The following is a 22,587-nucleotide window of genomic DNA, read 5'->3' as shown; positions in this document are numbered from 1 at the left end:
AACCGCCCAACCGTTGCAAGGGGTTGCGACCCCAATCAGTCCCCCGCTCGCCCGTTTGCCTTGCTGCGCAGCAAATCGATGAACAGTCCCAACTCCCGGCTCACCGGTTCACCCTTGCGGCGCAGTAACCCGAACGGCGCCAGTTGCACGTCGAGCGCCACCGGCAACGCCACCACCAGGCCCATCTTCAGGTAATCGCGCAAGGCGGTTTCCGAGAGCACCATGATCGCGTCGGTCAGTTGAATCAGTTGCTGCATGGAATACACCGAGCTGCACTCGATGATGTCCGCTGGCGTTGGCAGCGCCAGGCGTTGCAGGGCCTGATCGAGGCCGATGCGTGCCGGACTGGTTTCCGGTTGCAGGATCCACGGCCAGTCGCTGACCAGTTCAGCCAGCGCCAGTTTCTTGCGTCGCGCCAGGGGATGCCCGGCGTGAACCACTACCAGCAAGCGTTCGTTGCCCAACTGTTCGAACTCGTAGTGCTTGCTGTCGGTGGCCGCGTTGCGTCGGGCGATGGCCAGGTCGATACGGCCCTGTTCCAACAACTGGATCACCTGGTCGCTGGTGTCGCCCATGATGCGGATCCGCAGTTGTGGGTTGAGGGCCTTGATGCGGGCGATGGAGTCCATCACCAGGTCCGGTGCGGCGCCCATGATGGTGCCGATCGACAGATAGCCGTAACCGCCCTGCTGACGCGCCAGCAGGTCTTCGGCGCAGCGGTCCAGGCCACTGAGGGCCAACTCGGCGAAGCGGATCAGTTCCTGGCCCAAGGCAGTCGGGCGCATGCCCCGGGGCAGGCGCTCGAACAGGTCGCAACCGAACATGTCCTCGATCTCGTGCAACATCCGGGTCGCCGCCGGTTGCGACATGTTCAGGCTCTGGGAGGCGCGATGCAGGTTCTGGCTGGCACTCAGGGCCACCAGCATGTGCAGATGTTTATAGCGCAGGCGGTTGAACAGGCTGCGGGACAGCACGGGATGGGTCATCGAGGGCCTCTTTATCGATACCTTGAGGGTATCGCTTGTTAGCGAGATTCGATTTGTAACGCATCGTTAGCCGGCCGTACAGTCCAGCCCATAAGAACAAATACCTGCTAAAGGAACCCCGCGATGAAGACTCTTCCTGCGTCTGTGCTGGCCAAGATTTCCTGGCGCCTGCTGCCCTTCCTGTTGCTGATGTACATCATGGCCTTTCTCGACCGCGCCAACGTCGGGTTCGCCAAGCAAGCCTTCCAGGCCGACACCGGTATCGGCGATGCAGCGTTCGCCTTTGGCGCCGGGGTGTTCTTTGCCGGCTACGCCTTGTTGGAGGTGCCGAGCAACCTGATCCTGCACCGCGTCGGTGCCCGGTTGTGGATGTGCCGGATCATGGTGACCTGGGGCCTGGTGTCGGCGGCCATGGTCTTTGCCCACAACGAAACGAGTTTCTACGTGCTGCGCTTCTTGCTGGGCGTGGCCGAAGCCGGGTTCTTTCCCGGTGTCATCCTCTACCTCACCTATTGGTTCCCCTCGGCGGCCCGGGGCAAGGCCATGGGCTTCTTCTACTTCGGCGCGCCGCTGGCGTTCATCTTCGGCAGCCCGCTGTCGGGCCTGTTGTTGGAGCTGGACGGTTTTGTCGGTGTCCACGGCTGGCAGTGGTTGTTCGCCGTTGAAGGCCTGATGGCTTCGGCTGTGGGCATCTGGGCCTATTGGTATCTGGACAACCGCCCCGCCGATGCGAAATGGCTGACGGTCGAAGAACGCCGGCAGGTCCAGGCGTTGCTCGATGCCGAGGACCAGCACAAACAATCCCACGGCCGCAGCCTGCTCAGCGTGCTGTGCCAGCCTTCTGTGTTGTACCTGTGCCTGATTTACCTGCTCATCCAGGCCAGCGTCTATGGCGTGGTGTTTTACCTGCCGACCCAGGTCGGCGGTCTGTTGGGCAGCAAGGTCGGGCTGATGGTGGGGCTGGTCACGGCAATTCCGTGGATCTGCGCCCTGTGCGCGGCCTACCTGATTCCCGGTTACAGCGACCGCACCGGCCAGCGCCGCCGTACCGCCGCGCTGACCCTGCTGATGGCGGCCGTCGGGATCGCCTGCTCGGTGAGTGTGTCCAGCCCATTGCTGGGAATCATCGCCCTGTGCTTCGCCGCTTCCGGCTTCATCGCCGTGCAGCCGGTGTTCTGGACCTTTCCGTCCAGCTACCTGGCCGGCAGCGCGGCAGCAGCGGGTATCGCGTTGATCAATTCCTTTGGCGCCCTCGGCGGCTTTATCGCCCCGGTGCTGAAGAATTGGGCCGAAGGCGCCTTCCACTCCCCCGCCGCGGGCCTCTACCTGCTCTCTGTTACCACCGTTATCGCCGCGTTGCTGGTGCTGGGTATCCACTCGCCCGGCCAACGTGCTTCGAAGACGCCCGCCACTGTTTAACTCAAGGAGCTGCACACATGGGTATTCCCACAATCAAACACGTTCGCGCCTTCGTGCTTCGAGGCGGCGGCGCCGATTATCACGATCAGGCCGATGGCCACTGGATCGACGATCACATCGCCACGCCCATGAGCAAGTACCCGGACTACCGCCAGAGCCGCCGCAGTTTCGGCATCAATGTGCTCGGTACCCTGGTGGTGGAAATCGAAGCCAGCGATGGCACCGTCGGGTTCGCCGTGACCACCGGTGGCGAGCCCGCGGCGTACATCGTTGAAAAGCACTTGGCACGATTCGTCGAAGGCGCCCGGGTGACCGACATCGAGAAGATCTGGGACCAGATGTACCAGTCGACGCTCTACTACGGCCGCAAGGGTCTGGTGATCAACACGATTTCCGGCGTGGACCTGGCGCTCTGGGACTTGCTCGGCAAGATCCGCCAGGAGCCGGTGCATCAACTGCTCGGCGGCGCGGTGCGTGATGAATTGCAGTTCTATGCCACCGGCGCACGGCCGGACCTGGCGCAGAAAATGGGTTTCATCGGCGGCAAGATGCCTTTGCATCATGGCCCGGCCGAAGGCGAGGAAGGCCTGCGCAAGAATCTCGAAGCCCTGGCAACCATGCGCGAGCGGGTCGGCCCCGATTTCTGGCTGATGCTTGATTGCTGGATGAGCCTGGACCTCAACTACGCCACCCGGCTCGCGATCGGCGCCCACGAGCACGGTTTGAAGTGGATCGAAGAGGCGTTGCCGCCCGACGACTATTGGGGCTACGCCGCGCTGCGCAACAACGTGCCCAAGGGCATGCTGGTGACCACCGGTGAGCATGAGGCCACCCGTTGGGGCTTTCGCATGCTGCTGGAGATGGGTTGCTGCGACATCATCCAGCCGGACGTTGGCTGGTGTGGCGGCCTCACCGAACTGGTGAAGATCTCGGCCCTGGCCGACGCCCACAACGCGCTGGTGATTCCCCACGGCTCCTCGGTCTACAGCTATCACTTCGTCGCCACCCGGCATAACAGCCCATTCGCCGAATTCCTGATGATGGCGCCCAAGGCCGACGAAGTGGTGCCGATGTTCCATCCGCAACTGCTGGGCGAACCGGTGCCGGTGGAAGGCCGCATGCGCCTGTCGGTCCTTGATCAGCCTGGCTTCGGCGTGACGCTCAATCCGGATTGCCAGTTGCACCGACCTTATCACCGCGAAAGGAGCACGCCATGAACATGCCCCGCAACGCCTTCAAGGCCGCGCTCAGCTCAACGCAAACCCAGTACGGTATCTGGGCCGGTTTCGCCACCGGCTATGCCGCCGAGATCATCGCCGGCACCGGTTACGACTGGATGCTGATCGATGGCGAACACGCGCCCAACACCGTACCCAGCGTACTCGGCCAGCTCCAGGCCGTGGCGCCCTATGCCACCGCGCCGGTGGTGCGCGCGGTGACTGGCGACGCCAACCTGATCAAGCAGTTGCTGGATGTCGGCGCCCAGACCCTGATGGTTCCCATGGTCGAAACCGCCGAGCAGGTCCAGGCCCTGGTGCGCGCCATGCGTTATCCGCCCCATGGTATTCGTGGTGTGGGCGGCGGCCTGACCCGCGCCACTCGTTGGGACGGTGTGGCGAACTACCTCACAACCGCCCATGAAGAACTGTGCCTGATCGTCCAGGTGGAATCGCGCACGGGCGTGGAAAACGTCGAAGCGATCGCTGCCGTCGAGGGCGTGGACGCGGTGTTCATCGGCCCCGCCGACCTGTCCATCGGACTCGGCCATGCAGGCAACCCGGGACATCCCGAGGTACAGGAGCGCATCCGGCACGCGGTCGACGCCACCCTCGCAGCGGGCAAGGCCTGCGGCATCCTGGCGCCCAACGAAGCCGATGCGCGTCGCTATCAGGCTTGGGGCTGCCAGTTCATTGCGGTGGCCATCGACATCAGTCTGCTGCGCCAGAGCGCCCAGGCCACCCTCGCCCGCTATCGCGAACCTGCCACCGTCCAAGTGCCGTCGCGCACTTACTGAAGGAGCCTGTCATGTCATCCGTTCCTGTGTTCCAGAACTTCATCAACGGCCAGTTCACCCACAGCGAAGCGCACCTGGACGTGTACAACCCGGCCACCGGCGCATTGCTGTCCCGGGTCCCGGCCTCCACTTGCGCCGATGTCGATCAGGCCTTGGCTGGCGCCCGCGCTGCGCAGAAAGCCTGGTCGGCGAAACCGGCCATCGAGCGCGCCGGTTACCTGCGGCGCATCGCCAGCAAACTGCGGGAGAACGTTGCGCACCTGGCGCGCACCATCACCCTGGAACAAGGCAAGATCAGCGCCCTGGCCGAAGTGGAGGTGAACTTCACCGCCGACTACCTCGACTACATGGCCGAGTGGGCCCGGCGCATCGAAGGCGAAATCATCACCAGCGACCGGCCCGGGGAAAACATCTTCCTGTTCCGCAAGCCCTTGGGCGTGGTCGCGGGCATCCTGCCGTGGAACTTCCCGTTCTTTTTGATCGCCCGCAAGATGGCGCCGGCCCTGCTGACCGGCAACACCATCGTCATCAAGCCCAGCGAAGAAACCCCGAACAACTGCTTCGAATTCGCCCGGTTGGTGGCCGAAACCGACTTGCCTCCCGGCGTATTCAACGTGGTGTGTGGCGACGGCCAGGTGGGCGCGGCCCTGAGCGGCCACAAAGGCGTGGACATGATCAGCTTTACCGGCAGCGTTGATACCGGCTCGCGGATCATGACGGCGGCTGCGACGAACATTACCAAACTCAACCTGGAGCTGGGCGGCAAGGCCCCGGCCATTGTCTTGGCGGACGCTGACCTGGCGTTGGCGGTCAAGGCAATTCGCGACTCACGGATCATCAACACCGGTCAGGTCTGCAACTGTGCCGAGCGGGTCTACGTGGAGCGCAAGGTCGCCGATCAATTCATCGAACGCATCAGCGCGGCCATGTCCGCCACCCGTTACGGCGACCCGCTGGCCGAGCCCGATGTCGAGATGGGCCCCTTGATCAACCGCCAGGGCCTGGACAGCGTCGAGCGCAAAGTGCGGATCGCCCTGCAGCAAGGTGCCAGCCTGATCAGCGGAGGCCGCGTGGCAGACCGCCCCGACGGTTTCCACTTCGAACCCACCGTGCTCGCCGGTTGCAACGCCTCGATGGACATCATGCGCGAGGAAATCTTCGGTCCGGTACTGCCCATCCAGATCGTCGACGACCTGGACGAAGCGATCGCCCTGGCCAACGACTGCGACTATGGCCTGACCTCTTCGGTCTATACCCGGGACCTGGGACGCGCCATGCACGCCATTCGGGGCCTGGACTTTGGCGAGACCTACGTCAACCGCGAAAACTTCGAAGCCATGCAGGGGTTCCATGCCGGAGTGCGCAAGTCCGGGGTTGGCGGGGCCGATGGCAAGCATGGCTTGTATGAGTACACCCATACCCATGCGGTGTACTTGCAAAGCTGACCGGCGATTGCCCTTCAGGGGGAACTTCGCCCCCTGCGGGAGCCAGCGCCCTCGAGACTCAGACCACCAAGGTCAACCACGCCGATACCAGCAGCATCACCGCCATGACCCGATTGAACCGTCCCATCGCCACGGCGGAGCGGCAGAACCGTGCGGCGCCGCGGCCCAGGTAGGCCCAGGCGGTCATGCACGGGATCGAAATGGCGAAGAATGCCAGGGACAGCCAGAGAACCCGCACGGTGCGGTCGGCCTCCGCCCCCGCGAAGACGCTGACCACCGCCAACGCCATCATCCAGGTTTTCGGGTTCACCAACTGCAACCCGGCAGCCCCCGCCAAGCCCAGCCGCGGGCCTTCGACGGGACGGTCCGGGTCGATGGCCTGGGCCGGTGCGCTGAAAATCTGCCAGGCCATCCAACTCAACCAGGCGATGCCCGCCCATGAGAGCAGGGTCTGAATCGTGGCATGGCGCGCCAGCACGTCTCCCAACCCGGTGCCGACCAAAAGCACCAGCAAGGCCGCCGCCGCGCAGGCACCGAGGATGATCGGCACGGTGGTTGCCAGGCCGAAGCGCGAGCTATGGCTCAGCACCAGGATATTGGTCGGGCCCGGGGTGATGGAGGCGACAAACGCGAACAAGGCAAACGGCAGTAACTGGTCCATGGAGCAACATCTCGGTGAATGATCGATGGCTTGATCATCCCCACTAAACCGTGGTCAGTCTGGAACAATTGAGCAGCGCTTGCGGTAGTCCGCCGGGCTCAGGCGATAGGCGCGCTGGAACCAGCGGCCCAGGTGGCTTTGATCGGCAAAACCGAGCATGGCCGCCACCGCCACGACGCTCTCGCCACCGGCCAGCAAGCGCCGGGCGCGGGCCAGGCGCAACTGGATCAGATAGGCATGGGGCGCCAGGCCGAAAGCCGCCTTGAACGCACGGGTCAGGCGGAAACGATCCACGCCGGTGACCTGCGCCAAGTCGTCCAGCCCGATGTCTTCGCTCAGGTGACTGTGCAGATAATCCCGGGCCTGCTGCGCCACCAATGGCAGCCGCGGATCCGGGTTGATCCGCGTCCGCCAGTGCAGGTGTTGGGTCAGGTTGGCCAACAGCGTATCGAGGGCCGTCTGGCGCACGATGCGGATCTCCTGCTCGTGCAGGCTCCGGAAGGCCATGGCCGTGGCACTCGCCAGCCGCGCATCGTCAGTCAGGGTCGCGGCAAACCCCAGTTGGGCGTTGTCCGGCGCCACGTCGAACAAGGAACGCAACTCGCGCTCCAGCCATTGAGGCTCCAGGTACAACGTGCGATAGGTAAACCCGTGGTCGTGAGGGGCGTTGCCGTCATGCAGCTCGCCGGGCTCGAGCAAGAACACTTTGCCCGGCGTGCTGTTGTGCTGCTGGCGGCGGCAATGAAACTGCTGCACGCCCTGCTCGGTCACGCCCACCAGATAGGTGTCATGCCAGTGGGGATCATAGGCATGCCCCTCGAAATGCGCGCGCACGGTCTCGATACCGGACGTGGCGTCCTGCTTGAGATCGATCCAGTTGCGCGCTGTCATGCCCTATCCCGCTTGGTGAATGTGCTCTTGGCAGATTAACTGCCGATGAGGAGCGTGTCTGGAAGATTTGTGCACACCTTGTGGAGTTTGGGTCTGCTCGCGATGGCGTTCGGTATGTAGATGCATCTGTGACTGATCCACCGCCATCGCGAGCAAGCTCGCTCCCACAGGTTTATAGCCGCCTCAGGCATCCGGAGTGATCGCTGGCAACACCGTCTCCACCGCCAAACGAGCCAATTCAGCATCCTGCTCAGCCTTGACCCCAGACACCCCGATGGCACCAATGCACTGGCCGTCATGACGAATGGTCACCCCTCCTTCAAGCATGCCCTGCAGGTGCGGAGCGCTGAGAAACGCGTAACGACCACCATTGATCATGTCTTCGAAAACCTTGCTATCACGCCGCCCCATGGCGGCCGTGCGGGCTTTTTCGGTAGCGATGTAGGCCGACAACGGCGAGGCATCGTCCAGGCGCAGCAGCCCCAGGGGATGACCACCGTCGTCCACCACACAGACCGACACTGCCCATTGACGCTGGTGAGCCAGCTCCTTGGCCGCCACTAGCAATTGCGCAACGTCCTGCTCAGTGAGTACCGCTTTGGTCTTCATGAATCACTCCGTGTTGTACAACAGCAAGCCCGCGAGACAAAACCCACGGGCCGAGGATTATTCGCCGTAGATATCGAAGTCAAAGTACTTCTGGCGAATCCGGTCGTAAGTGCCGTTGGCGCGAATGGTCGCCAGCGCCTGATTGAAGCGGCTCGCCAGCGTATCGTTCTTGCGTACCGCAATGCCGATGCCCGTGCCGAAGTATTGTTCCTCGGTGAAATTGGGACCGACAAACTCGAAATCCTTGCCCTCTGGACGCTTGAGCAGGCTCTCGTCGATCACTACCGAACTGGCCATGGTCGCGTCCAGGCGCCCGCCCAGCAGGTCGAGGAATATTTCGTTTTGCGAACCATAGCGCACTACCTCGGCGCCCGCCGGGGCAAAGCGATCAGTGACATAGCGATCGAAGTTGGTCGCCCGCTGCACCCCGATCCGCTTTCCTTTGAGTTGTGCCGGAATATCGTTGATGCCACTGCCCTTGCGAAACACCAGGCGCGCCGGGATGCGGTAGTAGCGATCGGTGAAGTCCACCGACTTCAACCGCTCGGGGGTGATGGACATGGAGGAAATCACCGCGTCGACCTTCTTCACCTTGAGCGCTGGAATCAAACCGTCGAATTCCTGTTCCTGCCAGACACAACGGACCTTCATCTCGGCACAAAGTGCCTGGCCGATGTCGTAGTCGAAACCGACGATGGCGTTGTCCGGGGTTTTCGAGGCAAAAGGCGGATAAGCCGCCTCAATGCCGATGCGCAACGATGACTCGGCGGCTTGCAGGCTCGTACCGAAAGCCAGCAGCGAGACGAGGCCCAGTTTCAAGGCGATGCGTTTAACGTTCATTCATTTGCTCCAGATGCGATGTTATTGATTTCGGACGCTCCACAGAAGTCGTCCGTTATGGCAGCAGCAATGTGAACAAGCCCGAGCGGTCACTCTGGTGGTCGCCTGCCCGGTGACAGCACAACGGTGATCCGGCCGACGGCCTCAGACCGCCGCCGTGACAATCAGCTCCAGCAAAATTTCCGGGTCGTCGAATGCCACCTGGGCCGTGGCCCGCGCTGGCGTCTGCGAGACATCGACCCACTCGCTCCACAGCGCGTTCATCGCGGCGAAATCCCGGCCCATGTCCTTCATCCAGATCTGCACACTGAGCAGCCTGTGCTTGTCGCTGCCAGACGCGGCCAGCAGCTCATCGATCCGCTGCAGCACCTGACGGGTCTGGCCCTGGATGTCCTGACTGCAATCGGTGGCCACGACGCCGCTGAGCCAGGCCACGCCGTTGTGCACGACACTGCGGCTCAGGCGTGGGTTGCTTTCGATGCGTTGAATACTCATGAAGGTTCCTCGACGAAAAGACGCTCGCCGGCCAATTGGGCGAGCGTGATGGGTTTGAGGGGCGAACGGATGCGGTAATAGCCCACCTCGGCTGGTGGCACGTGGCGGCGTTCGGCGATGATTTCAGTGACGCTCAGACCGCATTGGCGCCCCTGGCACGGGCCCATGCCGCAACGGCCGAAGGCCTTGGTCTGGTTGGGACCCAGGCAACCCAAATCGACGTAACGGCGAATGTCGCCAGCACTGACCTCTTCGCAGCGGCACACCGTGACGTCATCAGCGGGGATGCGATTCTGGGACCGGGGGCGATACAGGGTGTCGAGCAGAGGCCGTGCGGCGCGGGCGCGGCGTAACAGCCGCTGCAGAGCGCGCGCGTGCGCCGGCTGGCCGGCGATGGCCAACGCGACCAGGCGCCCCTCCAATTGCGCCACCTGGGCCCCGCCGATGGCGCCACCGTCACCGGCGATAAAAATGCCCGGCACACTGCTTTCACCCCATTGATTGCGGCGCGTAATCCAGCACAGTTGCTGTTCATTCCAGTCATGCTCCAGACGCAACGACCAACTGACCTGGGTGTTCGGCACCACGCCTTGATGCAACAGAATCAAATCGGCGCGAATGCGCTGCGAGCGGCCTTGACTGTCGAAGCTCAAGGCGCAGGCCCGATCCGTGCCGTCAACCTGCAGGTTGCAAGCACCGCGAAAATGCTGGATGCCGGCACGCTTGAGCTCCGTCAGCAGCCCCAGTCCTTTGAGCAGGTCGCGCCAGCCGCGCAGCGCACTGGGCACTTGCCGCCAGGCCCGCAGCAGATCGCTTCGATGGCTCGTATCCACCAGGGCTTCAAGCGCGATCCCGGCGCGCAGGTATTGCACCGCCAGCAAGTAGAGCAATGGACCACACCCGGCCAGCACCACTGGAGTGGCCGGCACCATGGCAGCGCTCTTGAGCAGGATCTGCCCGGCCCCTGCGGTCATGACGCCCGGCAAGGTCCAACCGGGAATCGGCATCGGCCGTTCGAAGGCCCCCGTGGCAATCAACAGATGGCGCCCTTGCAAGACTTCGGCACGCCCCTCGAACAGGTAGTGCACCTGACGCTGCGGCGTCACCTGCCAGATGGCTGCGTTGGGCAGATAGCGGGCACCGCATTGCAAAAAGTCGGCGGCCAATTTCGCCCCGGCCACGTAGTCGTCACCCAACACGGCGCGTAGGCGCGCGTCAGCCTGGAGCACCTGGCGATAAATCTGCCCACCCGGGCTGGCCTGTTCATCCAGCACGACGACCGACAGGCCGTGGGCCCTGGCTTCGAGCGCAGCGCTCATTCCCGCCGGACCCGCGCCGATGATGATCAGGTCGATGACTGCATTACTCATCGCCGCCCTCCTGCCACGGTGCAAGGCAAGCGGCTCCGCGTTGGCGACGCACGCGCATGCCGGAGCGCACCGGCACCAGGCAAGCCTGGGCATTGGCTTGTCCGTCCACCTCGACCAGGCATTCGAAGCACGCGCCCATCATGCAATAAGGGGCACCGGGGCGACCGTTGATCGCGCTTTCGCGGGTGTGGCGAATGCCACAGGCCAACAGCGCCGCCGCCAGGGATACCTCGGCAGGTACCGTGAGCAGTCTGCCTTCGAATTCGATATGCACGGTGTGATCTTCCGAAGCCAGTGGCCGGAACAGACTGTCAGCCGACATGGCGCACCTCTGTTTGCAGGTTGAAACGGTGCAGCCCGAATGGCTTCACCGCCGGGTCATCGAATTCGCCGGCGATCCAGGGCGCCAGGCGCAAGGCGTGGGCGGCGGCCAGCGTCACACCACTGTGGCAACTGACAATCGACAGCCCCGGGCAGCCCTGGGGCATTTCGTAGATCGGAAAGCCATCGGCGCTCATCACCCGCAACGCCCCCCAGGCCCGCACCAGTCGTACCTGGCCCAACCGCGGAAAACACTGCACCGCGCGCCGGGCAATAGCCGCCATGACCTGGCTGCCGGTGCCGTCATCGAAGCCCGTTGACTCGTGGGAATCACCCAGTTGCAGCGTGCCCTCGTCGGTCTGGCGGACATACGTAGTGGGGTACTGCAGAAATGGCTCAAGCCGCTCGGTGACCAGAATCTGCCCACGGTTCGGCTGCACCGGCACGTCCAACCCTACCCTGGCCCCCAGCGTCCGATTGCCGAGGCCAGCGGCCAGGACCACCTGGCGGGCAGCCCAGCGCTGCTCTCCTGCCCGCAGTTCGAAGCCCTTGGTGCCCGTGTCGATAGCCTCGACGTGATGACCGTTGATGAGCTTGACCCCGCGAGCCTGGCAGGCGGCGTAGAGCGAGCGCAGCAGCTTGAGCGGGTTGACGTGGCCGTCCATGGGCGAAAAACAGCCGCCCACTACATCAGGCCCAATGCCGGGCAAGCGGGCGCGCAGTTGCGTGGCGTCCAGCAGTTCAAAGGGGTAGTCGCCAGCAAAGGCGTCACGCAGCCAACCCAGCCGATGACTTTCCTCGGCCATTTCCACGTCGCTCAGGCACAACTGGAAGCCACCCTGTTGGCGCAGGTGGACGTCGATGCCGGTATCGGCTTGCAACGCCGCAGCGAATCGAGGCCAGAGCGCCACCGATTCCCGCGTCCATTGCGCATAAGGGCTCATCCGGTAGCCCTTGCCCTGGACCCAAAGCAACCCAAAGTTGCCCCGGGCAGCGCGGATGGCGTCGTCGCCTTCGTCGAGCACGCTCACCTGGCGCCCGAGCAAGGCCAGCCCAAAGGCGATGGACATCCCCACCAGGCCACCTCCTACGACAATGACATCAGTTTTTTGCATGGCTTTCTTATCGCTGTTTTCGGCGCTTCTCATTCAATCAAGAGCCGGCCCATGGCTGGATTAAGTGGTTGCGCTCGATCCTAGGGCCATGACAACGCCTTGAAAAATGCTTTATTTTGGCAACCTCATGTCTTTTTGTTATGGATTGGATTGGCCTATGAACCTCCGTCAGTTGGAAGCCTTTCGCGCCGTGATCCTGGGCCAGACCGTGACCCGGGCCGCCGAAATGCTGCACATCTCGCAGCCGGCGGCGACACGGCTGATCGCCAGCCTGGAAGAGGACATCGGCTTCAGCCTGTTCGACCGGGTCAAGGGGCGACTGCAACCCACTGCCGAGGCCATGACCCTGTATCAGGAAGTGCAGCGTTCGTTGTTGGGCGTGGAGCGCATTGCGCGTACCGCCCAGGACATCCGCACGCTCAAGCGCGGTTCACTGCACATTGCCTGCGCACCGGCCATGGGTTTGTCGTTCGTGCCCCGGGCAATTGCCGCGTTCATGGCCGAACACGATCAAGTGCAGATATCGCTGGTGGTGCATTCGTCCCGGGAAGTCGTGGACCTGGTGGTGGGCCAGCGCTGCGACCTGGGCCTGATCGTGCTGCCCAATACGTACCCCAGCCCTCGCGCGGAAAAATTGCTGGCCACGCGCATGCTCTGCGCCCTTCCCGCCGGCCATCGCTTGCAGAACCAGGCGACGATCCGCCCGGAAGACTTGCAGGGCGAACCGTTCATTTCCTACCCGCAGTCGATTGCCTCGCGCCAGCACATCGATGCGATCTTCGCCGCCCATGGTGTGGACCGCGAACTGCGCCTGGAAACCCAACTCTCGCTGCCCATGTGCGCGTTTGTCGAACAGGCCCAGGGCGTGGCACTTGTGGATGCCATCAGTGCCGTCGAGTACCGCGGCCAGGGCATCGTCTTCCGGGCCTTCGAACCGGCGATAGAAATGGATTTCAGCATGCTCCTGCCCATCCAAGGGCCGGTTTCCAGGCTGCACGCCAGCTTTCTGGAGCACATGCAGCGGTTCATCGAAGCACAGGTGCCGGCGGCCTATCGGTTCTGATGTGACCGCCAATCGCCCACCAATGGATCCACTGATCAGATAAATCGGCCATTTTTCCGGCAATACCGTTGACAAATAAATTAGTTAAGAGAGTTAATGGATCCACAGACAAGAACAACATCCGCCTGGAGATCCCTCATGTACCCCAAAAATGCCTGGTACGTTGCCTGCACCCCCGATGAAATCGCCGACAAACCCCTGGGTCGCCAGATCTGTGGTGAGAAGATGGTTTTTTACCGGGGGCATGAAGGCAAGGTCGCGGCGGTGGAAGACTTCTGCCCCCATCGCGGCGCCCCGCTCTCCTTGGGTTATGTCGAAAACGGCAACCTGGTGTGCGGCTATCACGGCTTGGTGATGGGCTGCGACGGCAAGACTGTCGAGATGCCGGGGCAACGGGTACGAGGCTTCCCCTGCAACAAGACCTTTGCGGTACAGGAACGGCATGGGTTCATCTGGGTCTGGCCCGGTGACCAGGCGCTGGCCGACCCGGCGCTGATCCATCATCTGGAATGGGCCGAAAGCGATGAATGGGCCTACGGTGGCGGCCTGTTCCATATCCAGTGCGACTATCGCCTGATGATCGACAACCTGATGGACCTGACCCACGAAACCTACGTCCACGCCTCGAGCATCGGCCAGAAGGAAATCGACGAGGCGCCGCCGGTGACCACGGTCGACGGCGATGAAGTGGTCACCGCCCGGCACATGGAAAACATCATGGCCCCGCCATTCTGGCGCATGGCCTTGCGCGGCAACAACCTGGCCGATGACGTGCCGGTGGATCGCTGGCAGATCTGCCGTTTCACCCCGCCCAGCCATGTGCTGATCGAAGTCGGCGTGGCCCATGCCGGCAACGGCGGTTATCACGCCGCGCCGCAATTCAAGGCGTCGAGCATCGTGGTGGATTTCATCACGCCCGAAACCGAGACGTCGATCTGGTACTTCTGGGGCATGGCCCGGCACTTCCAACCACAGGATGAAGCACTTACCGCGTCCATTCGCGAAGGCCAAGGCAAGATTTTCAGCGAAGACCTGGAAATGCTCGAACGCCAACAGCGAAACCTGCTGGACCATCCGCAACGCAACCTGCTCAAGCTCAACATCGACGCGGGCGGCGTACAGTCTCGCCGGGTACTGGAGCGCTGGATTGCACGGGAACGGGAAGCACAGGCCGGGTTGATCGCCAGCAGCCATCAACCACAGCTGGCGGAGCAACGGCCATGATCGAAGTTCAGGTCGCGGCGCGACACAACGAAGCCCTCGATATCTGCAGCTACGAATTGACGCGTGTCGATGGTGAGCCGCTGCCGGCCTTCACCGCCGGCGCCCATATCGATGTGCACTTGCCCGGCGGGCTGATTCGCCAGTACTCGCTGTGCAACCACCCCGAGGAGCGGCATCGCTATCTCATCGGCGTGCTCAAGGACCCGACATCCCGCGGTGGTTCGCGCAGCCTGCATGAGCTGATCCAACCAGGTATGCGCTTGCACATCAGCGAGCCGCGCAACCTGTTCGCTCTCGCCCCGCAAGCCCGCCGCAGCCTGCTGTTTGCCGGCGGCATCGGCATTACGCCGATCCTGTGCATGGCCGAGCACCTGGCCCAGAGCGGTGCAGCGTTCGAGCTGCATTACTGCGCCCGCGCCCGCGACCGCGCGGCCTTTGTCGAGCGCCTGCGCCAGTCTCCTTATGCCGACCGGGTCTTCCTGCATTTCGATGAAGAACCTGAAACCCTGCTGGACGCCGCCAGGGTGCTGGCCGCGCCCGGTGACGACGTGCACCTCTACGTCTGCGGCCCTGGCGGATTCATGCAACACGTCCTCGACACCGCCAAGAACCAGGGCTGGCAGGAAGCCTGCCTGCACCGCGAATACTTCGCCGCCGCCCCTACCGACACCCGCGCCGATGGCAGCTTTTCGGTCAAACTGGCCCGCAGCGGCCAAGTGTTCGACGTGCCGACGGACCGCAGTGTGGTGCAGGTGTTGGAAAGCCATGGCATCGAGATTCCGATCTCGTGCGAACAAGGTGTCTGTGGCACCTGCCTGACGCGTGTACTGGAAGGTGTGCCGGAGCATCGGGACATGTTCCTGACCGAGGCTGAACAGGCCAGCAACGACCAGTTCACGCCGTGTTGCTCCAGGTCCAAGACACCCGTCTTAGTACTGGACCTCTAACACCGGACATTGTGGGAGCGAGCCTGCTCGCGATGGCGTCGGTTCTGCAGCATTGATGGTGACTGACAAACCCGCTATCGCGAGCAAGCTCGCTCCCACAGGGGGATTTGTGGTGAATGGCAATCCAGCTGTTACCTGCAACCGGGCGGGTTACTCCGAGCGCAGAATCACCGTCATCCGCTCGTCAGCCAGCGTCGAGCCGAACACTTCGGCGTAGCGCAGGGTCGCGTTGGCATGCTCGCGCATGATTGCCTCGGCGCGGCCGCTCTGGCGGTTGATCAGGGCGTCGAACACCGAGTGGTGTTGCATATGGGCATAGTTGAAGCGGCGAAATTCGCCGGCCATGTTCTGGCGATCCACCGCCAGGGCGGTGACTGAGGCGAATGGCAAATGATCGTTGCGGGCCAGGGCATCGGCAATCGCCGGGTTGTGGCTGCCTTCGACGATCACTTGGTGAAAACGCATGTTGAGGTCGTGATAGACCTCCAGGTCGTCCTCGGTCACATAGCCCTTGGCGAACAGTTCATCGCCCTGCACCAGGCATTGCTCGAGTATCGCGCGGGCTTCTTCAGACAAGCCGTGCTCGGCTGTCTGCCGTGCCGCCAGGCCTTCCAGCACGCCACGCACCTCCACCGCCCCGGCGATCTGCTCGGCACTGACCGAACGCACCTGGAAACCTCGTCCGCCGAAGCGCACCAGCAACCCTTCCTGCTCCAGGGTTCGGAACGCCATGCGCACCGGCATGCGCGAAACGCCGAACAGCTCGGCCGTAGGTATTTCCATCAAGCGCTCGCCAGCGGCCAACTCGCCCGAGGCGATCATCTTGCGCAGCGCAACCAGCACCGTTTGGCCGGGCTTACTCATCCAGGCGATTCCACAGAAAAGAAGCCGTCATAGTAGAAGGCTTGGCGCAGCGTGTCACGGCAAGGCAGTGGCAGCCAGGCTGGCCGCCACAGCGGGTTGTTCAAATCCCTGCCAACTCGCGCAATTGCGCCAGGGTCTGCTCGTCCAGGCTAATCCCATGCTCATTGGATTTGCTGCGTTCGCGATGGCGACGGTCTCCCGGCAAGCGCCGCAACCCAACGCCATGCATCTGCCTGACCAACTCCTGGCTGCGCTCGGCGAAGTTTTGCCCGGCGGTCTTGCTCGGGTCGATCACGATCAGCAACTGTCCGGTCCACGGGGTCTTGGCGCCCGGGTGGTCGTGCCAGTCGAATTCGAAGGAAAAATTGCCGCCAGTCAGGGCTGCCGCCAGCAATTCGACCATCATCGACAGCGCCGAGCCCTTGTGCCCACCAAAAGGCAGGAGCGCGCCACCTTCGAGAATCGCCTTGGGGTCGCGGGTCGGCTGGCCAAGGCTGTCCACGCCCATTCCTGGCGGCAACAACTCGCCCTTGCGTGCAGCAATCTGTACGTCGCCGTGGGCAATGGCGCTGGTGGCGAGGTCGAAAACAATCGGCTCACCGTCAGCCCGTGGTGCGGCGAAGGCAATGGGATTGGTGCCGAACAATGGGCGGTCCGCGCCATGGGGCACCACACACGTCATGCTGTTGACCACACTCAACGCCACCAGGCCTTCATAGGCGAACGGCTCGACATCCGGCCAGAGGGCGGCAAAGTGATGGGAGTTGCGAATGGCCAGGATGGCAATGCCGGCGCTGCGGGCCTTCGCCACCAGCAATGGACGCGCTGCGGCCAGGGCGGGCTGGGCAAACCCGTTGCCGGCGTCCACGGCGACAAACCCTGACGCGACGTCCTCGACCACTGGCACGGCCTTGCCGTTGACCCAACCGCTGTCGAGTGTCGAGACATAACCGGGAATGCGAAATACCCCATGGCTGTGGGCACCGTCGCGCTCGGCCCCGGCGCAGTTTTCAGCCAGGCACCGAGCGACTTCGGTCGACGTGCCATGACGCAGGAAAATTTTCTCCAGCAAGCTCACCAGAGCATCGAAAGACAAGGTGCAAGAAGCGGCATGATCGGATGGCGCAGACATCTGAAGCTCCAGAATGATTGTTGGAGGTAGCAACAGCGTAAAGGGACCCGCCGGGTGATTAAACACCGTTTCAGGCGCGCACTGTCAATCCTTGTCCGCGGCATTTGCCCGGCCTGGCAGGTCGAAACCAGCGTGCGGTAACTATGTACCACCTTTGCTCATTCATCGTTGCCTAGTCTGGCGGCTTCCTCCATGTTCGCGCCGCTCTGAGGCGCCCTGATCGAGAAGCAACGATGCTCACTGAAACCACGCCACTTTTATTTCCCGAGGTATTGCCCCCCCATCGCCTGGACGAATTGACCGCCACCCACGGTCTGACGCAGGCAGACCTCGACTGGTTGCAGCACATCGCCCTGCCCGACCACACCCAGCGCGCAGCGCAGACACCCCCGATGTTCGCCGAAACCATTCTGTTGCAAGCCGATGAAAAACCGCCCATTGCACTGGCCGGCTGCTTTGTCCTCAGCACCTCGTCGAACAGCGCCGAAACCAGCACCCACCCGGTGTTCCTCTACACGCCAAGAGGTGGCATAAAAAAGTTCGACAACCTGGCCTCCCTCGAAGAACAGATTGACCACATGCGCCGGAACACCGCGCAACGCGACGACCTGTTCCGCCTCTTGTCGATTTCCCAGCGCAGCGAACTGAACAGCACCACCAACATCAGGCTGACCCGGCAACTCATCGAAGAGGATGTTTTCAAGACCCAGCTCGAATCCATCGAGTACGCCCAGAGCCTCAACGCCCTGGCCATGGTGAATGAACTGATCAAGTTGCCCTCCTTGAGATCAATGCTTGACCAGATCTTGAACGAGGCGCTGCCGGACCTGGATCATCGACAGATCCGCGTGGCCTTCGGCAAGGGGGCTCGCCCGGGAAATCCAAGGGCCATCCAGGTGACCGAAAGCATCCCACTGAGCGATGCCATCCTGGGCTATTTCCATCATCAGGGCTGGCCTGTCGGGCATGACATCGATCTGACTCATCCGGGGACACTTGCATCGTCCTACAGCCCGCAGCAATGGGAAAACATCATAAAGGACGTTGCCAGGAAACTGATTCCGACGCTCATCGGCTGCCTCGATGCCTTTTGGGAGAACACGACGACTCACTTCTATATGTCTCGACGCAAACTGCTTTCCCAAGTCATCCACGATGGACTCTGGGCAACCATCCTGGTCGAGCGGGAAAAAAGACAACTGACGGAGGAACAAAGTCGTGAGCTGCTCCGGCTGTTCAGACCTTCCCGTCGAGACGAGACACTGCTGTTCATCGAAACGATTCGCCTCTGGGAATATGAGCCGCACTTCGTAGAACTTGCAGGCTCCATGATGATCAGCGCCAAAGGCAACTATCTCTACACGCCCATGCATGGTCTTCAGAAAATAGACAACCATCTCGGTTTCAAGGCTGCGCTGTTCGGTAACCCCGCAAGCATCGCACAAAAGGAAGCGCTCTATAGCCTGCTGAGCCTGGAAGAGCGCAACCGTTTCCTGCGGTTTGACGAGCCACAGCTTTCGGGCAAGCCACTGGATTTGCCAGTGGCCGAATCCCTGGCGAATACCATCATCGAAAAACAGAAGAATAATCTTCATTACGCACTGGAAATGTCTCGCCAGGGCGATGTCGATATCCACCCGCTCATCGACAAGGCGTTGGATATACGCACCTTCATCAACAAAAGCCTGTTGGACCAGCCTACTGCCGGACACTGGGGCACTCATCCCGCTTTTCATGGAAGTCTGCGCCCGTCCAACTTCATGGCTGATCAGATGCAAAGAAAGGTCAAGAGTTACACCGATGTCGAAGCGGCTTTCGATAACCTCTTTACCCGGTTGCCGACCTCCCACAACGTTTCGCTGCGCAATGGGCTCAAGCAATTACTGGCTGAACTGACCAATGTTTTTTCCTTGGGGATACGTGCCGAGGCCGAACTCAGGGAACTTAACGCGAGCCTGCCGTCGATTGCGAATGACCTGATCAGAGCGGTTTTTGCCTACGATTCAGAATACCCGGACCGCGCACAACGGATAGGCGTCAGGGGCTTTCGGCCGGATGTCTATTCATTGACGCTGGCTTGTAGCGAAGATGGTCGAACGGTTTATCTACCCCTTGCCAACTGCTTTTTATTAACTGAACGCGGAGGCCTCGACACCCCCTATTCGGGCATGGCAATCCTCTGGACGCCCGCCGATGGCTTGCAGGCGTTTTCGTCTGTTGAAGTTGCCACCCAGCAATTGAATCGACACCTGCTCGACTCCCGGAAACGCTTTGGTTTGCTCGCTAATCTCACGCCGGCACAACGCCAACCTCATGGGCATTATCAACTCCAGGCGTATGAGCTGATCGAGGGCAACGTGCTGGTGAATCGGATGAATTCGTTCATCAAACACTTTGAGGCCGAGCATGCTTATCTGAGCACCTTGAAGGCCGGGAGCTGGCAACTGACCGGCAAGGCACTGTCGAGAAGCCTTCAGGCATTGCTGAACAAAGGCGCGCCCACCAACCTCGAGCGCGCCTCACACATTGCCCAGGCCAACAAGCAGCAACAGCAACTCCCCGCCTGGCTCGGTACAGCGGCACTTGACGATCAACGCCTGCACGTCGAGTTGCTTGAGCAATATAAAAACAGCGTGGTCGATGGCAAGGACTATCTGGACGGTATCGAGCCGCTGCGCACCTATGTGCGTAATAAACTGAAAGCGCTGCTGAGCGCACGCTTCGCCGCAAACAACCTTGACCCCGACACCATCCAGATCACACCGAACCTTGCCATCGTCGGGCCGGCCAGTTCGCTAACCGACTTCGCCATGCATCACATCGAAGTGACCCGGGAAGGATTCAAGGTTTCTTCAACGTCCACGCAGAAACTGCCGGACGGCCTGAACGAGATCACCGTCCGGCAGATGCTGTCTTCGTTGGATATCTCCACCGACTTTAAAAATCAGGTGGCGCAGAAACTGTCCGGCACCACTGCGCAGGCCCGGCAAAGGAAAGCGGCCTTCCGCCAACAAATGCCCTGGCAGTTGCTGCAATACGCTCACGCACGCTATCTGCAACAACACCTTTCCCCCCTGGCCTTTGATTTGATCCGTCAGGTGGTGGACATGCCCGATGCCGTCGCTCGCAAAGCCGTTGACGGCGCCAACGCGTTTATTCGCCCGCTGGAGTTGATCAAGACCGACGGTGCCGTACCGGTCAAAGTGCAGGGGCTCTACTTGATCGGTTCGAGCGTCGATGCGACAAGTCCTCAAGTCCTGTATTCGCCCTACCATGAGGGGGATCACCTCACCGAATTCAAGGATGAAAAGAGCGTCATTGCCGCATTCAATACGCCAGGGATACTTCAGGACCTGCTGATTCGCCGGCTTCCCGAGCACCAGCAGTCCACATTCAAGCACCTGTTCGCCGCCACGCTCGGGCAGCGATCGGAAATCACCCTGGCCTCGAACCCTATCCAGACCAACCTGCTCGACACATTGTTCGACGACAACGCAGCATTGTTATCGGACATGCTGACCGCACAAACCAATGAAAATCGACAGTTTGACTGGGGAACGGTCCTGCACCTGCTCAGCTCCGGCATCAAGTTGGTCGGGGGACAGTTGTCGGGCAAACTGACTTTTATCGAAACGCTTTGGGAAAGCTACCAGGACTTCAAGGCTTCAGCCGAAGCCTTGCAGCAACATGACTGGAGAACAGGCCTGCACGACTTTATCGCTGGCGCCGCGGAGATGGTGTCGCTGGGCCTGATGAACCGCGAAGACACATTCGGCCTGCTCGATCCCGTTGAACCTCTCTCCCAAGGCGCTACGTTGGCCTATCGCTGGAAGGACATCGCTTCCACCGCCCAGATCCGAACCGACTTGAGGGTTTTCGAGGCCATGGGCATCAGCCTGTCGGACCTGCAACTGGACCTGATCGACGGAACCTACAAGGCACTGGAAAACGGCAGGCTGTACATCCCCCTCGCCGGCAAAGTCTTCCAAGTAGCGAAAGCCGGCCAAACCTGGCGAATCGTGCATGAGCACGCAGAGGGGCCGTTATTGAGAAAGTCGCCTGACGGCCGGACATGGGCACTCGATCCACAACGCCAGACCATCCGCTTCGGTAAAGCCGGCTCGAAGATGGCCGTCACCTACAGCGACTTCAAGGCCAAGGGTTCACTGAATATCGAAGCAAGGGGCATGGCTGAGATACGCAGGAAATATCCGTATCGTGCAAATGCAATTATGCAGGCACTGGAGACCGCGAGGTTCTATTCATTCAACGCCCTTCACAACTTTGATCAATTCAAGCGACAACCACTTGTGGGCTCTCGGCTGGATAATTTCCTGAGATTGTTTTTTGGGGTCAACAGCGTCGATGCGAGTCTTATCGGCAAGATAGAGGCGGCGATCTCGCCTATATGCCGGGCGTTGGCCGATCCATCCTGGGCGCTCCAGAATGCCGACCGCATCGTGATCGGCAACCTCAAGCACCTGGAAGATCGAGCAACCGCCTTCGTACTCGAGCCGGCAGCCGTCGGAAGAATCTATATCACGCAGTTTTTTTTCGACATGGGCTTGGACTGGTACAAGGCCGTCGTACCCGAGTTCTTCAATGTCGATGCACATGCCCAGGGAGCGACCTTCATTCACGAAATTTCCCATCAGTTGTTCAATACGTTCGACATCATCTACCTGGACGCCGCACTGCCATTTCTCGATTTGATTTCAACAGTGACTTACGCCGGAAAGTTGCAATACGACAAGCAAAAGGACCTGCAACTCAACGGGCTTTCATTGACCACGCCAAAGTCAAAACTGTTCACGCAATGGGACAGCACGGATAACACCTACAAGAAGCTGGAGCTGTTGCCTGGATACCGGCAAACCACCCGGGAAATCCTGAAGATAACCGGCGCCAGAACCATGGATAACGCGCGTGATGATTTTCTCGATCCGATTTTGCCGGACAAGCGCATCGACGTCATACTTCGCAACGCCGACTCGCTCACGCTCTTGATTTGTGAATTGGGACGCCAACTCGACTCCACTCCATCACGGCAAATTGCCGTGCCGTGAAGGGTTTGAGTGGTTGATCTTTTTTTCACGCAATGTATGCGACGGTAGGCCACGACGAATGTTTGAGAAAAAAAGGCTCATTGATGCGTAAACGCCATGACGGCTGTTCTCGGCAGCTCATGCCG

General features: G+C 61.4%; 19 protein-coding genes. 8 read left to right on the top strand and 11 right to left on the bottom strand.

Annotation, left to right across the window (positions count from 1 at the left end; genetic code table 11):
• Window positions 1-35: 35 nt before the first annotated feature.
• Window positions 36-986 carry a LysR family transcriptional regulator gene (locus KGA89_RS18500; RefSeq protein ID WP_223472232.1) on the bottom strand — a complete coding sequence of 317 codons (951 nt, stop codon included), beginning with the start codon at window positions 984-986 and terminating at the stop codon, window positions 36-38.
• Window positions 987-1,109: 123 nt separating this feature from the next.
• On the opposite strand from KGA89_RS18500, the gene KGA89_RS18495 reads away from it, so the two are divergent.
• Genes KGA89_RS18495 through aldA form a run of 4 tightly spaced genes read left to right on the top strand, consistent with a single transcriptional unit; the run spans window position 1,110 to window position 5,864 of the window.
• Window positions 1,110-2,405 carry an MFS transporter gene (locus tag KGA89_RS18495; protein ID WP_003202091.1) on the top strand — a complete coding sequence of 432 codons (1,296 nt, stop codon included), beginning with the start codon at window positions 1,110-1,112 and terminating at the stop codon, window positions 2,403-2,405.
• Between the two features lie 17 nt (window positions 2,406-2,422).
• Complete coding sequence (rhmD, locus tag KGA89_RS18490; RefSeq protein ID WP_003202093.1) at window positions 2,423-3,622, top strand: L-rhamnonate dehydratase; 1,200 nt, start codon at window positions 2,423-2,425, stop codon at window positions 3,620-3,622.
• Window positions 3,619-4,419: an aldolase/citrate lyase family protein gene (locus KGA89_RS18485; protein WP_223472231.1), complete on the top strand. Its 801-nt coding sequence runs from the start codon at window positions 3,619-3,621 to the stop codon at window positions 4,417-4,419. Before rhmD ends, KGA89_RS18485 begins: the two co-directional genes overlap by 4 nt.
• 11 nt (window positions 4,420-4,430) lie before the next feature.
• On the top strand, window positions 4,431-5,864 hold the full coding sequence (aldA, locus tag KGA89_RS18480; protein ID WP_013693422.1) for an aldehyde dehydrogenase: 1,434 nt from the start codon (window positions 4,431-4,433) through the stop codon (window positions 5,862-5,864).
• Window positions 5,865-5,922: 58 nt separating this feature from the next.
• Here the strand turns inward: aldA and KGA89_RS18475 are convergent, their stop codons facing one another.
• The 8 genes from KGA89_RS18475 to KGA89_RS18440 all read right to left on the bottom strand — a co-directional run bounded on the left by KGA89_RS18475 (window position 5,923) and on the right by KGA89_RS18440 (window position 12,166).
• Window positions 5,923-6,525 carry a LysE family translocator gene (locus KGA89_RS18475; RefSeq protein WP_003202101.1) on the bottom strand — a complete coding sequence of 201 codons (603 nt, stop codon included), beginning with the start codon at window positions 6,523-6,525 and terminating at the stop codon, window positions 5,923-5,925.
• A gap of 54 nt (window positions 6,526-6,579) precedes the next feature.
• Complete coding sequence (locus KGA89_RS18470) at window positions 6,580-7,416, bottom strand: AraC family transcriptional regulator (protein WP_223472230.1); 837 nt, start codon at window positions 7,414-7,416, stop codon at window positions 6,580-6,582.
• A gap of 183 nt (window positions 7,417-7,599) precedes the next feature.
• The gene (locus KGA89_RS18465; RefSeq protein WP_003202104.1) at window positions 7,600-8,025 is read right to left on the bottom strand and encodes a GlcG/HbpS family heme-binding protein; all 426 of its coding nucleotides are present in this window, start codon (window positions 8,023-8,025) and stop codon (window positions 7,600-7,602) included.
• A gap of 57 nt (window positions 8,026-8,082) precedes the next feature.
• Window positions 8,083-8,865 carry an ABC transporter substrate-binding protein gene (locus tag KGA89_RS18460; RefSeq protein ID WP_003202106.1) on the bottom strand — a complete coding sequence of 261 codons (783 nt, stop codon included), beginning with the start codon at window positions 8,863-8,865 and terminating at the stop codon, window positions 8,083-8,085.
• A 144-nt stretch (window positions 8,866-9,009) separates the two neighbouring features.
• A complete protein-coding gene (locus KGA89_RS18455) occupies window positions 9,010-9,360 on the bottom strand; it encodes a RidA family protein (protein WP_003202108.1) in 351 nt (116 codons plus the stop codon).
• Window positions 9,357-10,730 (bottom strand): NAD(P)/FAD-dependent oxidoreductase, encoded by a 1,374-nt coding sequence (locus tag KGA89_RS18450; protein ID WP_223472229.1) that lies wholly within the window; start codon window positions 10,728-10,730, stop codon window positions 9,357-9,359. The genes KGA89_RS18455 and KGA89_RS18450 overlap by 4 nt, the downstream gene beginning before the upstream one ends.
• On the bottom strand, window positions 10,723-11,052 hold the full coding sequence (locus tag KGA89_RS18445) for a (2Fe-2S)-binding protein (RefSeq protein ID WP_003202113.1): 330 nt from the start codon (window positions 11,050-11,052) through the stop codon (window positions 10,723-10,725). Before KGA89_RS18445 ends, KGA89_RS18450 begins: the two co-directional genes overlap by 8 nt.
• A complete protein-coding gene (locus KGA89_RS18440; protein ID WP_013693424.1) occupies window positions 11,042-12,166 on the bottom strand; it encodes an NAD(P)/FAD-dependent oxidoreductase in 1,125 nt (374 codons plus the stop codon). Before KGA89_RS18440 ends, KGA89_RS18445 begins: the two co-directional genes overlap by 11 nt.
• 157 nt (window positions 12,167-12,323) lie before the next feature.
• On the opposite strand from KGA89_RS18440, the gene KGA89_RS18435 reads away from it, so the two are divergent.
• The 3 genes from KGA89_RS18435 (at window position 12,324) to KGA89_RS18425 (ending at window position 15,400) form a co-directional block, all read left to right on the top strand.
• Window positions 12,324-13,229: a LysR substrate-binding domain-containing protein gene (locus KGA89_RS18435; protein ID WP_223472228.1), complete on the top strand. Its 906-nt coding sequence runs from the start codon at window positions 12,324-12,326 to the stop codon at window positions 13,227-13,229.
• A gap of 138 nt (window positions 13,230-13,367) precedes the next feature.
• On the top strand, window positions 13,368-14,453 hold the full coding sequence (locus KGA89_RS18430; RefSeq protein WP_028236844.1) for an aromatic ring-hydroxylating oxygenase subunit alpha: 1,086 nt from the start codon (window positions 13,368-13,370) through the stop codon (window positions 14,451-14,453).
• Window positions 14,450-15,400 (top strand): PDR/VanB family oxidoreductase, encoded by a 951-nt coding sequence (locus KGA89_RS18425; RefSeq protein ID WP_223472227.1) that lies wholly within the window; start codon window positions 14,450-14,452, stop codon window positions 15,398-15,400. Before KGA89_RS18430 ends, KGA89_RS18425 begins: the two co-directional genes overlap by 4 nt.
• Before the next feature lie 150 nt (window positions 15,401-15,550).
• Here the strand turns inward: KGA89_RS18425 and KGA89_RS18420 are convergent, their stop codons facing one another.
• Together KGA89_RS18420 and KGA89_RS18415 are read right to left on the bottom strand one after the other, a co-directional pair.
• Window positions 15,551-16,264, bottom strand: a complete 714-nt coding sequence (locus KGA89_RS18420; protein ID WP_003202123.1) for a GntR family transcriptional regulator — start codon at window positions 16,262-16,264, stop codon at window positions 15,551-15,553.
• 100 nt (window positions 16,265-16,364) lie between these two features.
• The gene (locus tag KGA89_RS18415; RefSeq protein WP_003202125.1) at window positions 16,365-17,396 is read right to left on the bottom strand and encodes an Ldh family oxidoreductase; all 1,032 of its coding nucleotides are present in this window, start codon (window positions 17,394-17,396) and stop codon (window positions 16,365-16,367) included.
• 233 nt (window positions 17,397-17,629) lie between these two features.
• Here KGA89_RS18415 and KGA89_RS18410 point away from each other — a divergent pair, with 233 nt between their 5' ends.
• On the top strand, window positions 17,630-22,462 hold the full coding sequence (locus KGA89_RS18410; RefSeq protein ID WP_223472226.1) for a dermonecrotic toxin domain-containing protein: 4,833 nt from the start codon (window positions 17,630-17,632) through the stop codon (window positions 22,460-22,462).
• Window positions 22,463-22,587 lie beyond the last annotated feature (125 nt).

Origin of the sequence: Pseudomonas sp. A-RE-22 (assembly GCF_019956035.1) — a bacterium.
In the GTDB taxonomy this organism is placed as follows: Bacteria; Pseudomonadota; Gammaproteobacteria; order Pseudomonadales; family Pseudomonadaceae; genus Aquipseudomonas; species Aquipseudomonas brassicacearum.
Note: the sequence above shows the minus strand (reverse complement) of the source record. Positions and strands in the feature narration are given on the sequence as shown.